The sequence below is a fragment of the Micrococcaceae bacterium Sec5.1 genome (genome assembly GCA_039636795.1).
Lineage (GTDB): Bacteria > Actinomycetota > Actinomycetes > Actinomycetales > Micrococcaceae > Arthrobacter.
The window spans coordinates 1259208-1280374 of the sequence record CP143430.1 but is presented as its reverse complement, the minus strand read 5'-3'; the positions used below and the strand labels follow the sequence as shown (position 1 = coordinate 1280374).

The 21167-nt window shown below is 56.6% G+C and carries 21 protein-coding genes; 8 read left to right on the top strand and 13 right to left on the bottom strand.

Annotation, left to right across the window (positions count from 1 at the left end):
* A complete protein-coding gene (locus VUN82_06045; protein XAS73402.1) occupies nt 1–729 on the top strand; it encodes an alpha/beta hydrolase in 729 nt (242 codons plus the stop codon).
* A 59-nt stretch (nt 730–788) separates the two neighbouring features.
* On the opposite strand, the gene VUN82_06040 is transcribed toward VUN82_06045, so the two are convergent.
* From VUN82_06040 to VUN82_06015, 6 genes are all read right to left on the bottom strand, one after another.
* Nucleotides 789–1400, bottom strand: a complete 612-nt coding sequence (locus tag VUN82_06040; protein ID XAS73401.1) for a dihydrofolate reductase family protein — start codon at nt 1398–1400, stop codon at nt 789–791.
* Nucleotides 1401–1561: 161 nt separating this feature from the next.
* Nucleotides 1562–1876 (bottom strand): hypothetical protein, encoded by a 315-nt coding sequence (locus VUN82_06035; protein ID XAS73400.1) that lies wholly within the window; start codon nt 1874–1876, stop codon nt 1562–1564.
* 543 nt (nt 1877–2419) lie between these two features.
* A complete protein-coding gene (locus tag VUN82_06030) occupies nt 2420–3376 on the bottom strand; it encodes an HNH endonuclease (GenBank protein XAS73399.1) in 957 nt (318 codons plus the stop codon).
* Between the two features lie 11 nt (nt 3377–3387).
* Nucleotides 3388–5040: an ATP-binding protein gene (locus VUN82_06025; GenBank protein ID XAS73398.1), complete on the bottom strand. Its 1653-nt coding sequence runs from the start codon at nt 5038–5040 to the stop codon at nt 3388–3390.
* Nucleotides 5041–5043: 3 nt separating this feature from the next.
* A complete protein-coding gene (locus VUN82_06020) occupies nt 5044–5484 on the bottom strand; it encodes an EcoRII N-terminal effector-binding domain-containing protein (protein ID XAS73397.1) in 441 nt (146 codons plus the stop codon).
* On the bottom strand, nt 5481–7271 hold the full coding sequence (locus VUN82_06015) for a DEAD/DEAH box helicase (protein XAS73396.1): 1791 nt from the start codon (nt 7269–7271) through the stop codon (nt 5481–5483). The genes VUN82_06020 and VUN82_06015 overlap by 4 nt, the downstream gene beginning before the upstream one ends.
* Before the next feature lie 847 nt (nt 7272–8118).
* Between VUN82_06015 and dcm the strand changes: the two genes are divergently transcribed.
* The 3 genes from dcm to VUN82_06000 all read left to right on the top strand — a co-directional run bounded on the left by dcm (nt 8119) and on the right by VUN82_06000 (nt 13227).
* Nucleotides 8119–9423, top strand: a complete 1305-nt coding sequence (dcm, locus tag VUN82_06010; protein ID XAS73395.1) for a DNA (cytosine-5-)-methyltransferase — start codon at nt 8119–8121, stop codon at nt 9421–9423.
* 1192 nt (nt 9424–10615) lie between these two features.
* A complete protein-coding gene (locus VUN82_06005) occupies nt 10616–12148 on the top strand; it encodes an AAA family ATPase (protein ID XAS73394.1) in 1533 nt (510 codons plus the stop codon).
* The gene (locus VUN82_06000) at nt 12145–13227 is read left to right on the top strand and encodes a UvrD-helicase domain-containing protein (protein ID XAS73393.1); all 1083 of its coding nucleotides are present in this window, start codon (nt 12145–12147) and stop codon (nt 13225–13227) included. Before VUN82_06005 ends, VUN82_06000 begins: the two co-directional genes overlap by 4 nt.
* A gap of 203 nt (nt 13228–13430) precedes the next feature.
* Here VUN82_06000 and VUN82_05995 read toward each other — a convergent pair whose 3' ends face one another.
* From VUN82_05995 to VUN82_05985, 3 genes are all read right to left on the bottom strand, one after another.
* Nucleotides 13431–13586, bottom strand: coding sequence for a hypothetical protein (locus VUN82_05995; GenBank protein ID XAS73392.1), 156 nt, complete (start codon nt 13584–13586; stop codon nt 13431–13433).
* Nucleotides 13587–13614: 28 nt separating this feature from the next.
* On the bottom strand, nt 13615–13749 hold the full coding sequence (locus VUN82_05990) for a hypothetical protein (protein XAS73391.1): 135 nt from the start codon (nt 13747–13749) through the stop codon (nt 13615–13617).
* A 97-nt stretch (nt 13750–13846) separates the two neighbouring features.
* Complete coding sequence (locus VUN82_05985; protein ID XAS73390.1) at nt 13847–14794, bottom strand: EamA family transporter; 948 nt, start codon at nt 14792–14794, stop codon at nt 13847–13849.
* An 87-nt stretch (nt 14795–14881) separates the two neighbouring features.
* On the opposite strand from VUN82_05985, the gene VUN82_05980 reads away from it, so the two are divergent.
* Both VUN82_05980 and VUN82_05975 read left to right on the top strand, forming a co-directional pair.
* The gene (locus VUN82_05980; protein XAS73389.1) at nt 14882–15385 is read left to right on the top strand and encodes a MarR family transcriptional regulator; all 504 of its coding nucleotides are present in this window, start codon (nt 14882–14884) and stop codon (nt 15383–15385) included.
* A gap of 113 nt (nt 15386–15498) precedes the next feature.
* A complete protein-coding gene (locus VUN82_05975) occupies nt 15499–15648 on the top strand; it encodes a hypothetical protein (GenBank protein XAS73388.1) in 150 nt (49 codons plus the stop codon).
* Between the two features lie 2 nt (nt 15649–15650).
* Here VUN82_05975 and VUN82_05970 read toward each other — a convergent pair whose 3' ends face one another.
* Nucleotides 15651–16388: a hypothetical protein gene (locus VUN82_05970; protein XAS73387.1), complete on the bottom strand. Its 738-nt coding sequence runs from the start codon at nt 16386–16388 to the stop codon at nt 15651–15653.
* 375 nt (nt 16389–16763) lie between these two features.
* Between VUN82_05970 and VUN82_05965 the strand changes: the two genes are divergently transcribed.
* Nucleotides 16764–17162, top strand: a complete 399-nt coding sequence (locus tag VUN82_05965; protein XAS73386.1) for a hypothetical protein — start codon at nt 16764–16766, stop codon at nt 17160–17162.
* A gap of 121 nt (nt 17163–17283) precedes the next feature.
* Here the strand turns inward: VUN82_05965 and VUN82_05960 are convergent, their stop codons facing one another.
* Both VUN82_05960 and VUN82_05955 read right to left on the bottom strand, forming a co-directional pair.
* Entirely contained in the window at nt 17284–17445 is a 162-nt protein-coding gene (locus VUN82_05960; GenBank protein ID XAS73385.1) for a hypothetical protein, read from the bottom strand.
* Nucleotides 17446–17992: 547 nt separating this feature from the next.
* Complete coding sequence (locus VUN82_05955; protein ID XAS73384.1) at nt 17993–19333, bottom strand: hypothetical protein; 1341 nt, start codon at nt 19331–19333, stop codon at nt 17993–17995.
* 247 nt (nt 19334–19580) lie between these two features.
* On the opposite strand from VUN82_05955, the gene VUN82_05950 reads away from it, so the two are divergent.
* Nucleotides 19581–20429, top strand: a complete 849-nt coding sequence (locus VUN82_05950; GenBank protein ID XAS73383.1) for a VCBS repeat-containing protein — start codon at nt 19581–19583, stop codon at nt 20427–20429.
* 36 nt (nt 20430–20465) lie between these two features.
* On the opposite strand, the gene VUN82_05945 is transcribed toward VUN82_05950, so the two are convergent.
* Nucleotides 20466–21167: a TetR/AcrR family transcriptional regulator C-terminal domain-containing protein gene (locus VUN82_05945; protein ID XAS73382.1), complete on the bottom strand. Its 702-nt coding sequence runs from the start codon at nt 21165–21167 to the stop codon at nt 20466–20468.

The following is a 21167-nucleotide window of genomic DNA, read 5'->3' as shown; positions in this document are numbered from 1 at the left end:
ATGGGAGCAATCCGCGCGTTCTTCCTTCCAGGCAGCGTCCTTCCTGCTGCGCCTGCCTACACCGACCTCATTAAAGCGCTGGGCCCTGACATCGATGCGTTTGCGAAGGACCTGGACCTCTACGCCGCCGACGAACCGCCACCCGATTGGTCGCTTGATACCGAGGTCGATGGAGTCCTACGCGAAGCAGACGCCAAACAATGGGACACGTTCCACCTTGTCGGCTACTCCGGTGGCGGAGCCGCAGCCCTCGCCTTTGCCGCCAAGCACCCCGAGCGCCTGCTCAGCCTGACCCTCTTGGAACCTGCCTGGGCGGGAGACTGGGATTGGAGCAAGGCACACTCCCGATTGTGGAAGCGGTTTGAAGAACTCGAATCGCTGCCGCCAAAGCAGTTCATGGAGGCCTTCACGAGGCTGTCGGTAAGGCCCGACGTCGTCCTTCCGCCTCCGCCGGCGGGCGACCCGCCATCGTGGATGGCCAAACGACCTGCAGGAATTCGAGCGTTCCTGCGTGATTTCGAGAAGTACAACCTGGACCGTGAGCAACTCAGCGCGTTCGCAAAACCAGTCCTGTACGTGCTCGGAGGACTGAGCAACCCGGACCAGTACGGGGATATTGCAGATCGACTGTCCAAGGTTTCCCGGACTACCGAGTGGAGGTGTTTGAGGATCGTCACCACTTCGATCCTCCGCACCGGGTCGAGCCCGAACGGCTCGCTCCTGTTCTAAGGGAACACTGGAACCGGGCAGAGCAGAGCACCCCCACCGATGAACCGAGTGAAGACAACTTATTGCGCCGACATATCCCCCACCCCAGGCGTCCCTTCAACCAGAGCGTAGCGCTGCATCACAGCACCCTTCGGCGAGGCGACCACCGGCTCGATGAGTTCAAGGTTCGTCGGAACCACCCCATCGGCGAAGACCTTCTTTCCGCCACCGAGGAGGATCGGATACACCCAAAGCGTGAGCCGATCGAAGAGCCGCTCGGCAAACAAGGTCTGCACGAAGTCGAGGCTGCCGATAACGTGTATTTGCTCATGCTTGTCGCGCAGTTCGTTCAAGGCAGCCACCACATCAGGACCGAGCTGAGATGTGCCTTCCCACTCAAGGTTCAACGCCTGGCGCGAGGCCACGTATTTCGGGATGCGGTTGAACAGCTGCGCTATGCCTCCGTCCTGGTGCGGCCAGTACCCGGCAAAGATGTCGTACGTCCGCCGCCCAAGAAGCAGGGCGTCCATCCCCACCATCCCGGATTCGACCTGTTCGCCAACCGCGTCGTCGAACAGCGGCGCCTGCCAGCCCCCAAACGCAAAACCATCGGCCGGGTCCTCTTCGGGTCCACCCGGCGCTTGCGCGACACCGTCAAGCGTGGTGAACAGGTCGATGTGGATGAGTCCCATGCCTGGCTCCTTCTCGTCTGCCCGTCGTCACCCCGGCGACGGGATCACTCCGAGGCTTCCACAGGATGCCTTGCGAAGCAACGGTCAATGGAGAACATCGACGACGGCAAACCCCACCTGCCGCTGTGACGTCACCAAACGTCCGGCGATAGCAGGGGCCTCTAAACTTCCTCGAGCTCCAACTGCGGCGCCGGTTCCCGGAACCCGCGCGTCAGGAAGGCCAGGTAAACCAACCCAACGACCGCGCAAGCTAGCCCGAACGTGAACGACAACCCACTCAGGCTCGTCCAAAGCCAGGCGGTCAAGGCAAAGCCGATTCCTGGCAGCACGAGGTTGCGAATCACCCCGCAAGCTCCACGGGCCTTCTCGTCAATGAAGTAGTGGTCTATCCCAGTCAGATTGACCACGGAGAACGCGACCAGGGCGCCAAAGCTGATCAGTGACGAAATGGTGAGCAGGTCGAATAAGTAGCCCATAGTGCCGGTTCCACAATGAATTTCGGGGCGACGCAAACGTCATACGGTCCTAAACGGCAAGCCCCGGATAGAGTAAGCTAATGGATAGTTCACTGCAGAGGGTGACAGCAACCGACATAGCCCGCGGACGTATTCGTTGTGGCGTCGAACTCAAGAAGCTCTTACCACCCGAAGCTGCATCGCACATGGCCATCATTATCAGAGGGCAAACTGTTCATGCCAGTTGGAATCCGAGAAATGGCCCAGATCGAGGTCGCTCTGGAGTGCTCAATGTGGGTCGACCAATACTTGAAGGCCTGATAGAAGCCGATGAGCGTTTAACCTTCGAACTTATTCGAGGAACCTTACACTTCCACTAAAAGCACTGGGGCAAACACTCTACCCAAATACAATGCAGCATTTGGATGGCTACGTTTTCCCGCATCATAAGAATTCAGCAAAAACGAATCACTGGCTTGCTGGAATAGCGCGGTGAATACAGCAAAATCTGGTTCGGTTACTTAGCTGCGGATGCTTCCATGCCGCACGGTCCCCGAAATGGCTTCATCGCTTCAATGGGGCAGAGGGCATCGAAGGCACCGTGGCCCCTCCGTCGAACGTGACGGAAACGCCACTCAAGACATAATCAATGTCGGAAGTTTCAGTCCCGACAATTGGCAGTTCTGGTTTCTTCGGCGCTAGTCCTAACAGTTCGCGCAACTCCCAAGGTTGATAAGGGGGATTACGCCGGTGAGCAACCGAGTGGCAGTTGCTGCACAATGGCACAAGATCACGAATGGGATCGGCCATGTAACCCTCCCCCATGGCAGAAACCGGAATCCTATGATGAACTTCAATGAAACCTGCAGCCGGCGGACCATATGTCTTTTCAAAGTCCAGATCGCAAGCCCAGCATTCACACCCGTAGTGGCTGATACACCTGAGTCGGTTCAGCGGATTACGCTCATAGCGGTTGACCTTCACAGACATGACCGCCCCCTCTGGCAAAGACTCAAACTCAGATAATGGAGCCTGTTCGTCTTGCTCTAAAATGCCGTTCAATGCTAGAGCTAGTGCCGGCCAGGCAACTTGCACGAGGCTTTCTGTTATCTGCTCCTTGGTTTTTGCTGGAGATCTCCTAAAGCACTCGATAGCAAACGCTCTCCATAGGCCGTCCGGTATCTCCCTTGGATCATCAAGTATCTCGTGGTTTACGCTGAATGTTAGCGCGAGATTCAGCGCGTCGAATTCATTCAATGCAGCACCCCAAGCGTCCGGATTTTCCTGCGCCCAGCGTCCCAAGCGACGAACCAGGCCTCCGGCGGAATCTTCGGGCATGACGATGGCTGCCGAGCTGGTGATCGTCCGAGTCAGCGCCACAACCAGCCCTTTCCCTTCCGAAACACCTGCTAGGCGTCCTCCTTCGGCCAGGATGCCCGCGTTGGACACCGTGCAACGTACAAGAGGAATTCCAGTCAAGGCACTGAGACGAACCAAAGAGTGATCAATCGAGTCAGACATGCTCGGCGTACCTATTCATCATCGGTTTCTTCGGGGAACGGCAGGTCTTTCACAAGCTTCCGGAGGTTGCGACTTACGTCAACTCGCAGCTCGTCGAACATTTCTTGATTCTCGGCTGTCGTAGAATCAAGCTCGGCTTGAGCCAGCGCGTAAAAAAGAAATTCCATTGCTTGGGCGAGCGTGCTGTTCGAAGCAACAGGAAGGTATGCCTTCTGATACCAGTCATGACCGGCATTTAGCTCTACTTGGAGAATGTTGTTCGTGGAGAGTGACATGTCCCAAAGCACGCCGTCCTTCAGCGATTCACGCCGAACGACGTTCATGGCAGAGAACTCGTCTTCGACAGTCACATTGATAATGCCCGATGGCTGTCCATCCGGGCCAATAACTTGTACATCTCCTGACTTGTTCGTCATGACGATGGAGCCGTCCGGGCTCTTCGTAACACTTGGGACCGTTAGCTTCCCTTTCAACCGGCCAAGTGTGACTTCGGTCGGTCGAGCGGCTGCGACACCACCTGCTGCTGATTTCGCGTTCCCTGCTCTTGACCGCTTATTTGCCTCGCGTCGCAGCGGTGTCAGGATATCGGTTAGCTGCTCGACTATTGCCTCGTCAATGTGAACGCCTGACTTCTTGATTCCAACCCCAAAAACCGGATCCATCTGAGCTGCGAATGAAAGTTCAACTCTCAAGTTGTTTATGTGTGTTTCTGACGCTCCCGTGCCAAGCCAGCTCGGACCGTCGATGAGGCGACCTTCGCGATAAAGATAGATTCCCTGACGTTCAAGTGACACGCGGGCTTCTTGCCAGGCAGGCAGATCTTCTACTTCATCTTTCCGAGGGATGATGAAAGCGCGCAGGACGGCCTCATGTTGGCCTCCTTCAGGATCGGTCATTTTGAACGTATGTTCTCGGACGGGGGCACCAGTTAGGCTCTCGGCAAAAGGATCCCAAGCAGTCAGCTTTTCCGCGTTGAGATAGATGTTTACATTACGCGCACGCCCATCAGTGGGATCCAAAAAGCGTTGAAAGACCATTCGCAAATGGTCCCTGAGGATAGTTTGGGTGCGTTTCATTGCCAAGTGACGGTTCTTGGCATCTTTACCGCTTTGCGTTTTCAAAAGTCGGTCAATTTTTTCCCAGCCGACATAGGTCCCAGACGTGGGCGAATGACCGTTAAAGCCTGCAAGCTCGCTGAGACCGTCGTCCAGAAGTTCCGCTTCTCCGTCATCAGCAGCACCATGCTCTAAAACCCATTCGCCTGCATCGATCACTGTATCCAGGTCCCACGCTGCAGCATAGCTTTTATCATGCCCTGCAGGCATCGACACAACGACTAAACGCTTGCAAAACTGCGTCGAAGCAGTTTTCATTCCCAGCCCGAACTTACTTAAGCTATTGGCGTTCTGCTGTCTTTCTGCACCGTACCGCATTGCATTTTCTAAACCGTCGAGATCCATTCCGACACCATCATCGATAACCTCAACAATCGGGCTCCCATTTGGCCCTAAGCCAACCCTGACAAGAACGTTGTTGGCGGCCCCAGGCCCAATTGAGTTATCTACAATATCCGCAATGGAAGCTTCAAAAGTATACCCAGTGTCCCGAAAACCCTCTATGACTCGTGTGGTGTTAGGGAGCACTACTTTCGTAGTCTTTGGCATTCCTCAGTCCTCTTCGTCCGTCATTGTTAGCGTCCAACCATTTCCTAGTACTCTCTCGCCAGCTCGGGATGAAGATCGAGGGGTACCAGCTTGCACCTCCGCCTCGATGTCACCGAGTTTATTTCGGCGGAAGGTCACTTGGTCTCCCACGGAGGCTGACATTTGCCGTAGCAGCTTCGTCGTCCCGGTAAGCCGATATTCATCCCGAGTACCTTGTCCGTGAGTTTTGTTGTTGTAGTAGATGAAACGAAGCTCCCAGTACTCACCTGTTTGCGGTGTTGAAACAGTTAGGCTGCAATCGGGGTTATACAGTCCGGCATCCAGCGGAGGAAAGAATGCCAATATGGCAGGATCCTTGGGAATCGCAATGCCTGATTGATGGCTGCCCGTCAGCCCCAAGTCGTTGGCTGTCAGCGTCTTGGCAACCTGCCTCGTTTCACTCATCTAAAGTCCCCTCCATTATCTCCCGTGGTTCCGACGTCTACATGCCTTGCCAAAGCCCGCTTCCAGTCAGATCGGCTAAGAGCGTCTTCTTCAACCGTTTGCTCATAAAACAGGTGATGCACAGTTACCGGCAGGGTCTGTCGTCGTCGATACGCCCGGGCGCTAGCTTGACTAGTAAGCGCTGGATTCCATTCCGGATTGAAATGGATCACGTGGTTTGCAGCGGTGATATTGAGCCCCACTCCGGCCGCACGAGGATTCATTAGAAGCACTCCCGGACCATCGAATTCCGTAAACAAATCGATAATGACTTGGCGGTCTGATACCTCAACACGGCCGTCGATTTCGCCGCGGCAGGCCATAGGAAATTTTCTTCCAATCAAGTTCAGAAGGTTATCGAGCGACTGCTGGAAGGACGCGAAAACCAGCACTTTTTGTCCCTCGTCGAATGCTTCCGCCATGATTCTCATCGCGTGTTCGACCTTCGGAGAATACTGGCCTCCAGCGCCCCACCCATATCCATCCGCGTGCGCACAGAGGACACGACGTCGAGTGATCGTCTCCAAAGGCGTAGCACTCGACGAATCCAGCTCGGTATACCTATCCAATTCTTCGTCTGATAGCTGAAAAGCTGTCTCAATCTGTATAAGGTCTGGCAAATCTTGAGCAACTTCAGCAACTAGCCGCCGGAGAGTAACGGGAGCAATGACCCGTCCGAGAGACTCGGCACGCTCCATTTCATCCGGATACGCCGCTTCAAACGAGTCACGATGGCCTAAAAGCGCCGGAACGACAAATTCTGCTATCGACCATAGATCCAGAAGCTTGTTTTCAACAGGTGTTCCAGTGAGCGCGATTGAAACACGACGCTTTAGAGCTTTAACAGCCTGCGACCGGGTGGCATCAGGATTTCGTACATATTGAGCCTCATCCAAGACAACTATGTTCCAAAGGATGTCTCTAAAGAAGCTAAAGTCACCTGCCACTGTTTCGTAGGAGGAAATAATCACGTCATATCCGGCAAAGCCTGTCGCCAACCCAGTACGTTCACGCCCAGAATGAACTAAGGCTCTCAGTCCCGGTGCGAACTGGTCGAACTCGCGAGCCCAATTCCTAAGCAGTGAGGCAGGGCATACAACCAGAGAAAGACCAAGGTGAACTTGATCTAGCAGAACTGCTATGGCTTGGGCCGTCTTCCCCAACCCCATCTGGTCTGCGAGAAGCACGCCAACACCCCTGTCAGCCATGGCCACCAGGTACTCCGCGCCCACCTGCTGATACGGGAAGAGCCCGATGGCGAGGCCCAAACTTGCGAAGTCCCTTTCTGCTATCGGTAGTTCAGCTCCATCGTCCTTCACGGTCTGATCGAACAAGAGTCCATGTCCGTTCGGATCTGCTATTAGGGCAAGATACTGGCCCAGCGAAATACTTCGGGCGTCATTGAGATCATGAGCTGCTAAGAACTTGCGGCAGGAATTAACGGAGTCCATGTTTAAGGGATGCCATCGTCCATCCTGAACAACACCCTGCACATTCGTGGCAGGCAATGGCAAGGACTTTACACCCCTAGCGGCTTCAAGGTTCAGCCAGATCTCATCGGGAAGGGCACCGTGAATGACGAGCGAGGCGGTCAACGCCATCCGCCCGAACCTTAGTCCCGTGCCTTCGCGGATGGCTTCACTCTCGGGGCCAAAAGCGGCGCTGAGGATTTCTTCCGCCTTTGCTTCGTGCCAGCCGTTGCCATCTTTAACGATCACTTGTTCACCATTGAATCGCCATTGCTTCAAAGCCCAACCACCCCTTGGCTGCAGCCAATTTTCACCAAGTGCACGAACGCAACACTTCCTTTGAGGTGTGCCATCCGGGGACGCGAGGCAGCGAGTATTTTGTGAGTTGTCTGGTAGTGACCAGCAAGGGGGAGCCGAAGCCCGGTTCCGGAACGGCTAAGCGTTGGAATCTCGCCGTACACGGCTGCATGAGCGCGCCCTTGGCCTATTGCCCACCCATACATAGACGTGCCCAAGCCCCCACCCTCAATCAATCCTGTTTTACGTATTTTGGCATTCGGGAGCCTAGATTAATGGCTGCCACGCCGACCACGAGCGTTGAAGCGGCAGTGTCTGCGCTGCCCTCGAACACGGATACCAAGCCTCGCTCTAAGACACATACACTTCCCCTTTCGAAGACGTTGCGTCTACGCGGTTTTGGAAAGATGTGGGAAGAGTGACGGCCGCAAAGGATCACGACTCGATTATAGGCGAGGCTAGTTCATGGCGGGATTACGAAACGGACTAGCCTATGACCCCATTACATGGGACGAGGTAGCGACTCCCGGCTTCGTTATATTGACTGCATCCGGAACACGATGATGGATTCGGCAACCTAGAGGACGGCAACCGCTCCCATGATCTGGATAGCTTCCATCTATCCCTTATCGCAGACTCCATCCGGCTTCAGGGTGGTGTCAAGCTTCGTGTCTAAGCAGGGGTGCGGTCGGCATGGAACCGCTTGAACGCCCCTTCCGCAAGCACCTCGGCTATCGTGAGAGTCCACGCATCCACGAACCCAGTTCGAAGATATGTTCGACTCGGCGTGGTTTCGTGTTCTGGGTCAAAAGCATGACATCCTGTCGTGATGATGACACACGGAGACGAGCCTCTTGTAGCCAAGATCAACCGGGCGCTCGAAAGATTTTCCAGAGCCGACTTAGGTAAAGCTCTGGGCGTGGATACGCGAACTGTTAGTCGATGGGTAAGTAGAGATGCAGCACCGAAGCCTTACATTGCGGCTGCCCTAGATTCACTGCTTACCCCCGCATTCACGACTCAGCATGATCAACCAGACTTCACATTTGTCGACACCTTCGCCGGAATAGGTGGGATCCGAAAGGGTTTTGAACTCAACGGCGGACAATGTGTTTTTACCTCTGAGTGGAATGAGTTTTCCAAAAGGACATATACAGTCAACTTTGGGGACGACCATCCTTTCATTGGTAATATCGTTGGTCAGAAGGATCTCTTTCCAGCTCACGACGTCCTCCTAGGCGGGTTTCCCTGCCAGCCTTTTTCCATAGCTGGAGTCAGCAAAAAGAACTCTTTGGGCCGACCCCATGGTTTCGACGACCCTACCCAGGGAACGCTCTTCTTCGAGATCAAGGAAATTCTTAAAGCAAAGCGCCCTGCCGCCTTTGTCTTAGAGAATGTCAAGAACCTTAAGTCTCATGACAATGGCAATACCTTTAAGGTTATTATTTCGGTTCTTCGTGATGAACTCGGCTACGAAGTTCACGAACGCATCATTGATGGAGGCCACTTTACGCCCCAACACAGGGAGCGCATTGTCATAGTTGGGTTCGCTCGCCCGACGAACTTCACGTGGAAAGATCTAGTTCTTCCTCCAAAAACTGATCATCGTCTTGGCGACATCCTGCACCGAACCGATGGTACCGAACCATTTCTGTCCCACGATGGCGATCGCTATTTCAATCACAATTTGGGAACCGTAAATGAGCGCTATACCCTTACTGAGGGCCTTTGGAAATACCTTCAAGAATATGCCAAGAAACATAAGGCCGCCGGCAATGGCTTCGGTTTTGGGCTGGTAAACTCCGAGAGCCGAACCCGCACGCTTTCCGCAAGATACCACAAAGATGGTTCAGAAATTCTGGTGGAACAACCGAACAACCGCCCAAGACGTCTAACCCCGCGAGAGTGCGCTCGACTAATGGGATTTGATGACAGTTTCGTCATTCCTGTATCCGATACTCAAGCATATCGGCAGTTCGGAAATTCCGTTGTTATGCCGGTGTTCCGAGAAGTCGCTCGCATCATGAAGCCGCACATTCGGTCTGTAAAGGATGAACTCTCCGCAGAAGTAGAGGAGTTGGCTGCGGAATCGAAGTACGACGGAGCTGAAGCCCCAGTTCGTGTGGGTAGTTAGAGTTAGTCGCACCCCAAAAAGTGAAGAGGGACGCGGGTTCTTCTAGACGAGGAAGCCTAGCATCCACCGCTTCCAGGCAACGCCGAGAGACAGCAGTTCAAGGTGTCCTTTTGGGCGATCGTGGAGCCCCAGCAGTTTGATGCTGCCCTAAACCTCGCTCTTGGTGTGATTGCTCTCGGCGGGCCAGGGCCCCGGTAGTCATCGCACGCGGAATGCCCAAATGGAAATCCTCGTCCAGGCAATAGATGTAAGGGTGGGACCCGAACCCGTGTCCCACACTCACCTCTGCCCACAGACGCAACAACTCGCCACGACCCGGTGGCAGATTCTGACCGCAGCATGCCTTCCGATGGGACCTCTTTGCTTCCACAAAAGCCTAAAGATAGAAGCGGAGGGGAGTTGGTACTGTGCTCTCATCAAGTGGAACGCCTTAAGATCGAAATCCGAATCAGGCGGCTTCGATCTCAAAAACTTCACGGCGACGACAATAGGGTTTTCTCTTGGACTTTCCAGTTGTTCGATCTTCAAGAACCGAAACTTTTGAAAAGAGAACGTTAAGCGATTCTCCTATAATGTTTTGCTCGCGCTGTGTCATGACTTAAATCGACTCCATTCTATGAGAACTACTCGACGACACCTTTCTTGAGAACGATCCTGCTTGACCACAAAAGTGCCCTTACTGACCGTCTTGATCCGTCAAAGCCGATGTTCCTTCACGGAGTATTGCGACTCAGGTCAAGGTCTTTGTCAATAGACACATTATTTTTTCGTCTTGGATTGCCGGCTTTCACGGATAAGGAAGTGCTTCGTCTGGCACTCGGTCTAAATCAGTCACCGTGCTAAACGCATTCGTTCACCATAGCGGGCTGTTACGTTTTAGCTCTGAACTCTCACCGTCCGGCATCCCTGTGCGCACAGCTCCTGAGGATATAGATCATACTCAGACGAAAGGGCCTCGTTTGAGGAACTGATCTAAAGCTTACGGGTAGGCCCGTTTTGACATTTCCCCTGGGAATGGCGGATGCGCGGCTTTTGCCATAGAATGATTTAGGTCCCCTTGCGGACAGATCAATGTGAGGTTGCAATCACATCGCGAAAAGAATAGTAGTAGGGTCACCGAGAATTGATACAGCTAATAATTGTCCGTGGTTACCGATTGTTCCGAGATTTTGAGATGGAACCGTCCGCAGGCTTGAACATCGTCGTTGGTGGCAATGAAGCTGGAAAGTCGACGCTGTTGGAGGCGATCTCACTGGGTCTGACGGGGCGAGTAAACGGCCGACGAGCTGAGGAAGAGGTGAACCCCTACTGGTTTAACCAAGACTTGTTAGCTGAGTACTTTGTGGCCGTAGCCGCGGGCGAATCGCCGGCCCCACCCGAGATTCTCATCGAGTTGTATCTAGACGACTCGACTCCAGACGTTCAGATGCTTCGGGGCGTGTACAACTCTCGAGGCCAGGACGCTCCGGGAGTGAGCGTGCGCATCGTACCATCGCCAGAGTACGCCCAAGAGTTCGCAGCCTACATTCAGTCCGACCCCAGTCCTGACATCATTCCCGTGGAGTACTACGAGGTGGTCTGGAAGGATTTTTCCGGCGCCTTGATCCAGCGACGGCCTAAAGGATTAGGGCTCTCGTTCATCGATGCGCGAACCATCCGGTCGAGTTGGGGTCTCGACTTCCACACTCGCGAAATGCTGAGCGATTTCATTGAAGCAAAAGAGCGGGCCGCGATTTCTGTTGCCCATCGGAACGCACGTCACGAGATTTCGGCGACTGCACTCGCCGAAGTCAACAGACGCATCGCTGCGCAAGGAGCACGGTTGCACGACAAAGATCTCGGTCTCCATATGGACCAGTCGGCCGGCGCTTCGTGGGAAACCAATGTCGTGCCTCATGTTGGCAATGTACCGTTCGCTCTATCGGGTCAAGGGCAGCAGGCCTCCATCAAAGTCGCTTTGGCCATGAACCGTTCGGCCGCCGACACCTCCTACGTGTTGATAGAGGAACCAGAAAACCACCTCTCTCACACAAGCCTCACTCGCCTAATTGCTCGCATTGAGACACTCGCCGGTGGGCGGCAAGTGTTCATCACGACACACAGCTCGTATGTCCTTAACCGTCTTGGACTGGACAAACTCCGACTCCTCCACGCGGGCACTCCGACGTCGTTCTCTGCCGTCTCCGCGGAAACGGTCCGCTACTTTAAACGCCTGTCAGGATTTGACACGCTACGGATCGTCTTGGCTACCAAACTCGTTCTCGCTGAAGGACCATCGGACGAGATGCTCTTCGAGCGAGCGTTCATTGATAAGCATGGAAAGACGCCGAGCGATGCAGGTATAGATGTGATGTCAATGTCTGGCGTAGCCTTGGGCCGAGCGCTGGAGCTATCTGCGGTCTTGGGACGGCAGGTCGCCGGGATCCGAGACAATGATGGCAAGCCACCCGAGCACTGGGAGAGCAAAGTCGCCCAGTACCTTAAGCCTGGGATACGACAGCTTTTTATTGGCCTCCCCACTCTGGGAAGGACCCTCGAGCCACAGCTACTTAACGCCAATGATGAAGCTACTCTGCGTGCGCTGTTTGACATCAAAGACTCAGCGAAGACCACTCTTGAGTGGATGACAGAACATAAGACGGAAAGCGCGCTATTTCTCGCGGAGTCTTCGTCCACAATCAAATTCCCGGACTACTTGATGAACGCAATCGAGTTCGTCGAATGAACCGGCTTACCCTCGCGGTTGCTGGTTCCCGTAAGACCCAATCGATTGTTGACGCCTGTGCACAGGGTGCCCTTGGGAAACGTCGTCTCGTACTGACTTTCACCCAGACTGGTCAGGCCGAACTCGAACGTAGGCTTAACGCCGAGTGCGCTCCCGGATTTGTCCCGGACGTAATGGGTTGGTTCGCGTTTCTCCTGCGTCATTGTGTCCGCCCCTACCTGCCCTTGCTGTTCAAGGACCAGCAGCTGCGTGGTCTCAACTTTGATGGGCAACCTGATGGTGGCCGATACGCCACGGGCACCGCGCGCTACTTCGACTCAGGAGGGCGGGCATACAGACTTCACTTGTCGAAGTTAGCCTTCGAGGTCCTAAAGAAGAGCGCAGGTGCAGTCGTGGACCGGATCTCTCGTATCTACGACGAGATCTACGTCGACGAGGTTCAGGATCTGACCGGATGCGATCTTCACATCCTCGAGCAGCTCATGCGGGCCGAATCCATCGACCTAAACATGGTGGGCGACGTCCGCCAATCCGTATTCGACACGAATCCGCAAGATCCGAACCTCAGGAAGTATCGAGGAGTGGAAATGCTGAAGTGGTTCGCATTGCACGAAAAATCGGGGCTACTCGAAATATTGCAGAAGATTGAAACTTGGCGCGCCAACCAAGTCATCGCTGACTTCTCTGACAAACTGTTTCCGTCCGAGTTCACGTTTGGGTCGACCGTCTCGCGGCAGAATTTGACCACTGGTCACGACGGCGTGTTCGCCGTGACGAGCACTGACGTCCCCGCATACATGAGCGCGTTCAACCCGCAGCCGCTACGGGAAAGTAAGACTACTGCTCCGACCTCCGATCTACCGTTTCGGAATTTTGGCAAGGTCAAAGGACTCACCTTCGACCGAGTCCTGATTTATCCAACTGGACCAATTACCAAGTACTTGACCGACGGGACGGAGCTCCAACCAAAATCGGCGTGCGGCCTGTATGTGGCAGTTACGCGCGCCAAGCACTCGGTAGCGTTTGTCGTGCCCAATCCAGCGGCGACAGCGCTCAAGCCGTGGACTGCCAGTGCTTAAAGGAACCACGGTTGACGCGCAATACTGAACGACCGGAGAGCAGATTTGGAAAGCCTCGAACGTCTGCCCGCTGCCCACGGCAGTGCCCCAGGAGCTGAAAACCTAGGACCATTGGAAACCGGACAGCCGTCGCTTGGGCACGGGTGTGGGACCCGCTGCCCAAGCAGATCCCACATGAGCCCTACCTCACCGTCAGAACGGAATCACCCCAGCCCCACCGGCAGATTCCAAACAGCGATGTCCATGATGTTTAGCCCTTCATTCACCAGCGCACTCCCCTGGGGCAACGTCACACTCGCCACTTCGAATGCCAGTTGGACGTCGATCTTCGTCTCAAAGACGCGAGCCGGCTCGTCCACGCGAACAACCGTCGAAAGCCGGCCGTTGTTAGCCTGCCGTCCGGTGCCAGGAAGAGGTTGTTGCGGACCTCGCGCGGGCCAGCATGTCGGCCAGGAAGGGGCGCGACGGGCAGTAGAAGGTGTTGTTGTAGATGTAGTGCTTGCCGCTGCTGCTGCCGCCCATCCGCCAGTCGTCCCAGGCGATGTTGTGTCGGACGACGTTCCCGGTTTAGCGCCCCCGACACAAGCCGCGTGCCGACAACGAACATCTCGCTTATCTGTCACCTGAGCGCCGTCGCCTTCCGCGGATGTTCCAGATGCTCACCGGCCACCCGCCTCTGCACCAAAAAAACCGACGCCAGCACCAGCACCGCCCCAACCAGCTGCCATCCGGACAACGACTCCCCCAGGAACACGAAGCCCAGCACAGTGGCCACAAGCGGGCTCAGGAATCCCAGGAACGACACCACCATCGTGGGCAAGCGTTGGATGCCTCGGAACCACACCGCGTAGGCGGCCAGGGCACCGATGACGCTGAGGTAAGCAAAGCCCGCCAAGTTAGGCACAGAAACCGACCCAGGCAGTCCTTCGACAACCAACGTCACGGGCAGGAGCATGACGCCACCCATAGCCAACTGCATCCCCGTGAAGCCGAGCAGGCCCACACCGTCGGGCCTCTCCCAGCGCTTGGTGAGGACGATGCCGGCCGCCATGCTCAGCGCCGCCGCCATCCCCGCGATGACGCCAATGACCGTCAACGTTGCGTCGGACCGCAGAACGAGCAAGGCAACACCTGCCGCTCCCACTGCGCAAGCGATCATGTGCGCCGCGCGGATCTTCTCCCCGAGAAGCAGCACGCCAAGGAACAGCACGAACAGTGGCTGGACGGACCCGACCAGCGCTGCGACGCCTCCGGGCAGTTGGTACGCGGTGAAGAACAGGAGGAAGAAGAACAGCCCAATGTTGAGTGCCCCCAATGCCGCGGCCTTGAACCACCAACTCCCCCGCGGCCAGGTTCGGGTAACGAGCATCAGAACGATGCCCGCCGGTAGAGCCCGGACCGTTGCTGCCAGAAGGGGTCGGTCAGCGGGAAGAAACTCTGTGGTCACCAGGTACGTGGAGCCCCAGACCATTGGCGCCAGTGCTGTGATGAAGAGGTCGCGGGGTGATGCCTTAGACAGGGCGGACCCTCCCGGTTTGCTGCTGACAGTCTCTATAGTCGCTGGCATTGTTCACTTCCATACATTTCGATATCAAACTATTTGATACAAGACAATGTAGGTGTTGTACTGTTTGAGGTCAAGCCTGGAGGGACGATGGACCGAGACGCAGTAGACACGATTCTTGAGCAGTGGAACAAGGAGCGCCCCGACCTAGACGTCGGTTCCATGGGCGTCCTGGGCCGGCTCAACAGGGCCAGTCGCTTGGCTGCTCTCGACGTTCAGAAGTTCATGAACCAGTTCGGGCTCGAGCCGTGGGAGTTCGATGTCCTGGCTACGCTGCGTCGTTCAGCGGCCGAAGCTCCGCTAACACCTGGACGACTGGCCAGCCTGACCATGATCGGCTCCGCGGCCATGACAAACCGCGTGGATCGGCTTGTGTCCCGCGGGTTGGTTCACCGGGAGACCAACCCTGAGAACCGCAGGCAACTGCTGATCAGCCTCACGGCCGAGGGGCTCGCCTTGGTAGATGAAGTGGTGGAGCACCACGTGGAGAACCAGCAGAAGATGCTCGAGGGCCTCACCAAATCCGAACGGACGCAGCTGGCGAACCTGTTGCGGAAGTTCTTGCTGACGAACAACGACGGCGAGCAAGGCTAAGCACAAAACAGTGTGGGACCCGCCTCCCCAGCGGATCCCACACGAGTCCTACCTCACTGAACCCGCCAGAGAGTCACCCCAGCCCGACCGGCAAATTCCCGACAGCGATCTCCATGATGTTCAGCCCTTCACTGACCAGCGCAGTCTCCTGCGGCAGCGTCACACTCGCCATGGCCACCGCCAGCGGGACGACGACCCACCGGGCAGTCGTCCTGAGCGATGTTGCAGCGGAGGATGAAGTTGTGACATCTCCAAAGGAGTAGTTTCAAACTTTTCGTGTCTGCTTTTCCGGGCTAAACACGTCGCGGCCAGAAACATGCCGCCAGATCACGTGGTCAAGCTTTCGCGCTTGAGTTGGATACAGTTCAGCGACGTGGGCGATCAAGCCGGCCGCCTCCTTCGGAGTAATCTGCCTTCCGTCAAGGTCAGCGTGTTCCTCGATGAAGCGAATCACCATTCGATCCGGCTTTACGGACTGCAGACCCACAAGGATAAGCAGGTAGTTGAACGTCACTCCAGAGGACTGACTCGGAAGGCGCAACCATGCCTTCTTGATCCTTTTCAGATCGGGATCTCCATGGAATTCGGTCCGTACGTTCGCAGCGGCTTCAACAGCACCGCCTTCGAGAGAAGCCAACGCCAAAGCTGCGCGGTAGACAACTTCGGCCTTGAGAGGCGCACCGGCACGCGTGTGCGCTGGCTTGCGATTGTTGACAGCTTCCGCCCATCCGCTGCTTCCACCAACAGCTTCAAACGAAGTCAACAGTTCCTGGACTCCATCAGTATTTGGGTCGCCGCCTTGGGCCCGCCGCATCGCTCGATAGGCCGTGACGACATTGACGACGCTTGAATAGTGCGCCCCAGTCGAGAAGATGGAGTCGATGATGCAGAGAGCAAGACTGTCGGGATACCCGTCCGCTTCAATCCACGTGGATTCGTCTTCGAAAATGGTCCGGCACACTTCAGTCAGTTTCACCGCTGCTTCGCGGAGTTCAGGGGTCATGGACGGACTCTACCAACAGCCCGTGACATTCGGCTTTTGCGACATTTCGATCTACCGAAATGAAGTCGAACGGCGAGCGCGGACATCATCGAGCGGAAAGAAAGCAAATTCGATCCACCATTGCAATCCCTCGACTGACACTAACCACATGGGATTCCTAAAATCAGTGATGGCCTCAGTGCCGGACGTCGCCTTAAGTGATCTTACTATCTCTTTTATTGGAGCGGCATTGAAAAATGTGGCAATAGGCGTCGTACAACAGAACGTAACAAATGCGTGTCGTGTTTGTTGAACCTTACACTTTCACTAGTGCTCGCACTCCGCGGGCGAAATGGGGGCGGCGACATTAGTTCGTCGGAATTGAAATGGGGAATCTTGAAGAAATCCATACTTGCCATGGCTTTGTTGTGCGTTGCGCTCGCTGGCTGTGCAGGAACACCTGCGGCTGCTCCGACTGTCACACAGACCGTAACCGAAACGGCAACGGCAACAGCCACGGTAACCGCTACGTCAACGCCCGCTCCGGTCGTAACGCCTGCCGCGGCCATCCCAACGCCCGCAGCAGCAACTGCGGTAATCCCAACAAATGTGGCTGGGATGAACGCGGAGGCGCTGGACGATGAACTGCAGGCTCTCGGCTTTAAGAAGGTCGTCTACAACGCAGACACGGGTAAGACGGTCATTTTGCTCAGCAACTGGACTGTCACCGGCATCGATAACGCCGGCATGGAACAGGCAACCAACAAAGCCGTTGTCGTTCACGTGACTAAGTAGTAGCCCTACTCCAGCAACTCATGGCTGCCGGGTGCCCTGGACTAAGTTCCAGACCCGAGAACAGAGCAGAGTGGGACCAGCACGTTGGCGGGTCCCACTCCTGCCTCAATTCAACGGCGAGCTAAATCACCCCCAGCCCCACCGGCAAATTCCGGACGGCGATATCCATAATGTTCAGTCCTTCCTTCACCAACGCACTCCCCTGCGGCAGCGTCACACTCGACACCTCGAAAGCCGGAGGAATGTCAATCTTCGTCGCAACGACCCCGGCAGGTTCATCCACACACACCACCGTCGAAGGCCCACCGTTGTACCCACCCCGGCACGTCCAACGAGGATTGCCCGCTGCCACCCGCAACCAAACGAGGGTCGCCGAGCACCGAATTCGTCCCGCCTGCGGGCGGCGACATGCCGCCAAGTACGCGTTGTTCCCGTAAGAAGCCGAGGCCGTCTTGAGGCTGCCGGGCGGCGCGACGAAGAGGTTGTGGCGGACCTCGCTCGGGCCGGTCATGCCGTCCAGGAAGGCCCGCGACGGGCAGTAGAAGGTGTTGTTCTAGATGTAGTGCTTGCCGGTGCCGCTGATGCTGGCACCCATCCGGCAATCGTCCTGGGCGATGTTGTAGCGGAGGATTCGTCGTGGGGTCCGTCATTTGGGGCATCTTCGACGTCTTAGGGGATGGCCGCCTCAACCAGCAGACAAGAGCGCTCTGGGTTCTTCTCCTGTTGATGTTGCCGCTATTTGGGCTACCGGCCTGGTTCTTCGCCAAGCCACGGATAGGAAACTCAACCAGCGGCCTGCGATTGCGGAGAACGTTTTTGGGGCGCAGTCCTTACAGCCTCACCTTGTAAACGTGGTGGGTGGATTCAACGGGGAAGTCATCCGTGAACTTCCCGTCCTTTACGGCGATGGTGCGGTTCTCGTTCACCACTTCAACCGTTTTGGGAGTGACACCCGTTGGCAGGGTGAAGGTCCGCTGCCCGGTCTGTGCGTCCTGCGTCATCGCGAAAATGTAGGCGTCCCCGTTGTAGCTTTTCAGCATGGTGTCCAGCCCATCACCGAATTTCCACACGTAGCTCTGCGTGTTCAGAACCGCCGCGAGAGCCTTCACTTCCGCGTTGATCTCACCCATGGCCTGCACCTGCTCCCGGGAGCAGGCGGTGTTGTGGATACGGACATCGGCGAGCGCATCTCCGGACATGCACGGGTTATCGGCCCCGCCGCCAGGTGACTGCGTGAACCACACGATCCCGCGCGACTCGTGGATGAGCATCGCCCACACCTGGGCCTTCACCCTGTCCGGCGTCATCTGGTCGGACAGGTCATGCTCGCCTTCGGGACTAAGGACGGTCGGGACCATCCAGATGGGCGAGTAGACACCCCTCGCGGCGTTGACCTCCTGCATCACCTGCATGGCTTTCGCGTACGCCGACGACGTCTGGCAGGTGGCCGTCGTCGTCGGGTTGTATCCCTGGGGTGTGCGCAGCCGCCATTCCCGGCAGGCACCTGCGTAGTAGTAGTTGGACGTCGAGGACACGTCCACGGTCTCCCAATAACGCTTGGTGATGTCCATCGGCGCGTCGTAGCTGATGAGGGACGGAGTCCAGTTGGCGTAGGTAAACCGGCCCTCCTCTTTGGCCTTCATCTCTGCGATGGTCTTGTTCATGTGGACTACGCCCTCGTCCCAACCGAATCGGCCATCTACTTCGTCGTCGACGTAGTTGCCCGGGAGTTGAGCCCAGTCATCCGGTGCGTTCTTCACTTTCATCAGCGAGAACATGCCGTACTGATCGAAGAGCGCATAGTCAGTGTCCGGGTTCAGTTGGACGTAGAAGTTGATGCCATGTGCTTTGTCGAACTGCATCTGCTCGCCGTTACCCGATGCGTACCAGACGCCGATGGGGAAGAAGCCCGGGTCGTCCCACCCTGCGGCGTCGGCTTTGCTGAACTTCTTGTAGAAATCGGGACCTCCGTCCCAGGGAATCCTGGGGAGTTTGGCCAAAACCGCCGGAGGCGTTGCGGATGGCGAACCTGTGGATGAGGCGGACGCCGTGCCTGTGGGGGTTGCTGACGAGCTCGACGGCGGGGCGCTGGGGTCCGCTGTTCCGATGCAGCCGGTGAGTAACAGGACGGCAACCGCTGCTGTCGCTGTGAAGTAGCGAACGCGCCTCATTGCTCCTCGATTCCGTCCCGATTCGGTGAAACCTGAATGTCTATAGGATGACAGGGCTTTCCGCCAGCCCCTAACAAAACTTCGGCGATCCGGATAAGCTCCGGTCCATCGCGTGATGGCTATGTTGCTAATGGGGGTAACAGTGATGTTCCGATCAGGGTCGACTACTACTGCACGGCGCACTGCTCATGCATTGCGAAGGGTTCGAAGCCGCAGGCGCCCACTTTTCCTTGGTGCAGCTTTGGCCATGGTTGCGGTCTTTTTCGTAGGCCTCGCAGTGGTTCCTGCCGAAGCAGACCAAAACCGCGCCTTGAGCGTTCCCAGCAACAACTGGGACTACATCTACATCGGTACCGAGTACTTTCACGACGTTCTTGCCCGTGACACAGCGGGCGATCTCTGGGTCTACGCCGGCGATGACCATGGTGGCTGGATAAAACCCCGCTTCAAAATGGGCGAGGGGTGGAATGCCATGACGGCGATTGTGGGTCCGGGCGAATTCCAAAGCGAGTACACGGACGACCTCCTCGCCAGGGATGCAAACGGCGACTTGTGGCTCTACCCCGGCACGGGCCGTGGGGTTCTCCAGCCCCGGATGCAGGTGGGCGTGGGCTGGAACGTCATGACTGCTTTGGTGGGACCAGGAGACTTCAACGGTGACCACAGGGTGGACCTCATGGCCCGGGACGCCGAGGGGCGCCTCTGGTTGTATCCCGGTGACGGCCAGGGCGGATGGCTCCCACGGTTCCAAATCGGCGAAGGCTGGAACGTCATGACGGCCCTCATCGGTCGCGGCGATTTCAACGAGGACGGGAAAATGGACCTCCTTGCCCGCGACACCAGCGGCGGCCTTTGGCTCTACCCCGGAAACGGAACCGGCGGATGGCTGCCGCGGATGCAAGTCGGCGAAGGCTGGAACACGATGACCGCAATCATTGCTACCGGCAACTTCGACATCCATACCCAGGGATACTCGCAGATCATCGCGCGGGATACCAATGGCATCCTTTGGCTCTATCCGGGGATTGGAAGCCGCCATCTGGAGCCGCGGAAACAGATCGGAGAAGGCTGGAACGTCATGACCGCGCTGGTCTGATCTTTCCAGTCTGCTGAATCTGATGGAGACGACTGTTTATCCGCGGGACGTCCAGCCGCGCTCGTGAAGTCGCTCAACGCCGTCGAGCAGCAGATCGAGAGCGAACTCAAACTCAAACTGGTCATCACAACCGTAGCCCACAACTGACGCGTCGTCGTGGGCGGCGGCCAGGGCGATCTTCAGGAGGTGAGGATGGCTCTCGGCCATGTGCTGAATCATCGCCGTCTGCACGTCCGGCGTGATTTCGGTTGGCTCCCGCCCTTCTGAGTCATCAAACACTTCCTGGGTGAATCCCCACATGCGGCTGCCCAAAGCGTGCATGACGTGATGGGTGAGGTCGGGGGTCAGCCCGCCAGCCAAAAACAGCCCGGCGAGGGTGTCCATGTACTCCAGCACAGCCGGTGTCGTGTTTGTTCTGGTCTCGATCACGGAACGAGCCCACGGGTGCACCATGAGGGCGCGCCGTGCCGAGAGCACTCTCAGCCGGACAGCACTCTTCCAATCTGCATCGGGGGTTGGAGGATTGATCTCGCCCACAATGGTGTCCACCATGCCGTCGAGGAGTTCCTCCTTGTTGGCCACGTGTTTGTAAAGCGCCATGGGTACGACGCCGAGGTCCTGAGCCAGCCGTCGCATGCTGAGCGCGTCAATGCCAACCTCGTCTGCAAGTTCGACGGCGGCGCGAAGCACACGCTCCCGGTTCAGGGGAATCCTGCGCGTCTCCATTTGTTGGCTCAT

Excerpts from the sequence above, each read along its gene's own strand:
- VUN82_05950 (XAS73383.1), top strand. The coding sequence starts at position 19,581 with ATGGTTGCGGTCTTTTTCGTAGGCCTCGCAGTGGTTCCTGCCGAAGCA.
- VUN82_05975 (XAS73388.1), top strand. The coding sequence starts at position 15,499 with ATGATGTTCAGCCCTTCACTGACCAGCGCAGTCTCCTGCGGCAGCGTC.
- dcm (XAS73395.1), top strand. The coding sequence starts at position 8,119 with ATGATGACACACGGAGACGAGCCTCTTGTAGCCAAGATCAACCGGGCG.
- VUN82_05970 (XAS73387.1), bottom strand. The coding sequence starts at position 16,388 with ATGACCCCTGAACTCCGCGAAGCAGCGGTGAAACTGACTGAAGTGTGC.
- VUN82_05990 (XAS73391.1), bottom strand. The coding sequence starts at position 13,749 with ATGGGCGGCAGCAGCAGCGGCAAGCACTACATCTACAACAACACCTTC.
- VUN82_05980 (XAS73389.1), top strand. The coding sequence starts at position 14,882 with ATGGACCGAGACGCAGTAGACACGATTCTTGAGCAGTGGAACAAGGAG.
- VUN82_06020 (XAS73397.1), bottom strand. The coding sequence starts at position 5,484 with ATGAGTGAAACGAGGCAGGTTGCCAAGACGCTGACAGCCAACGACTTG.
- VUN82_06000 (XAS73393.1), top strand. The coding sequence starts at position 12,145 with ATGAACCGGCTTACCCTCGCGGTTGCTGGTTCCCGTAAGACCCAATCG.
- VUN82_05955 (XAS73384.1), bottom strand. The coding sequence starts at position 19,333 with ATGAGGCGCGTTCGCTACTTCACAGCGACAGCAGCGGTTGCCGTCCTG.
- VUN82_05985 (XAS73390.1), bottom strand. The coding sequence starts at position 14,794 with ATGCCAGCGACTATAGAGACTGTCAGCAGCAAACCGGGAGGGTCCGCC.
- VUN82_06045 (XAS73402.1), top strand. The coding sequence starts at position 1 with ATGGGAGCAATCCGCGCGTTCTTCCTTCCAGGCAGCGTCCTTCCTGCT.
- VUN82_05945 (XAS73382.1), bottom strand. The coding sequence starts at position 21,167 with ATGAGCCAACAAATGGAGACGCGCAGGATTCCCCTGAACCGGGAGCGT.
- VUN82_06030 (XAS73399.1), bottom strand. The coding sequence starts at position 3,376 with ATGTCTGACTCGATTGATCACTCTTTGGTTCGTCTCAGTGCCTTGACT.
- VUN82_06035 (XAS73400.1), bottom strand. The coding sequence starts at position 1,876 with ATGGGCTACTTATTCGACCTGCTCACCATTTCGTCACTGATCAGCTTT.
- VUN82_06040 (XAS73401.1), bottom strand. The coding sequence starts at position 1,400 with ATGGGACTCATCCACATCGACCTGTTCACCACGCTTGACGGTGTCGCG.
- VUN82_06025 (XAS73398.1), bottom strand. The coding sequence starts at position 5,040 with ATGCCAAAGACTACGAAAGTAGTGCTCCCTAACACCACACGAGTCATA.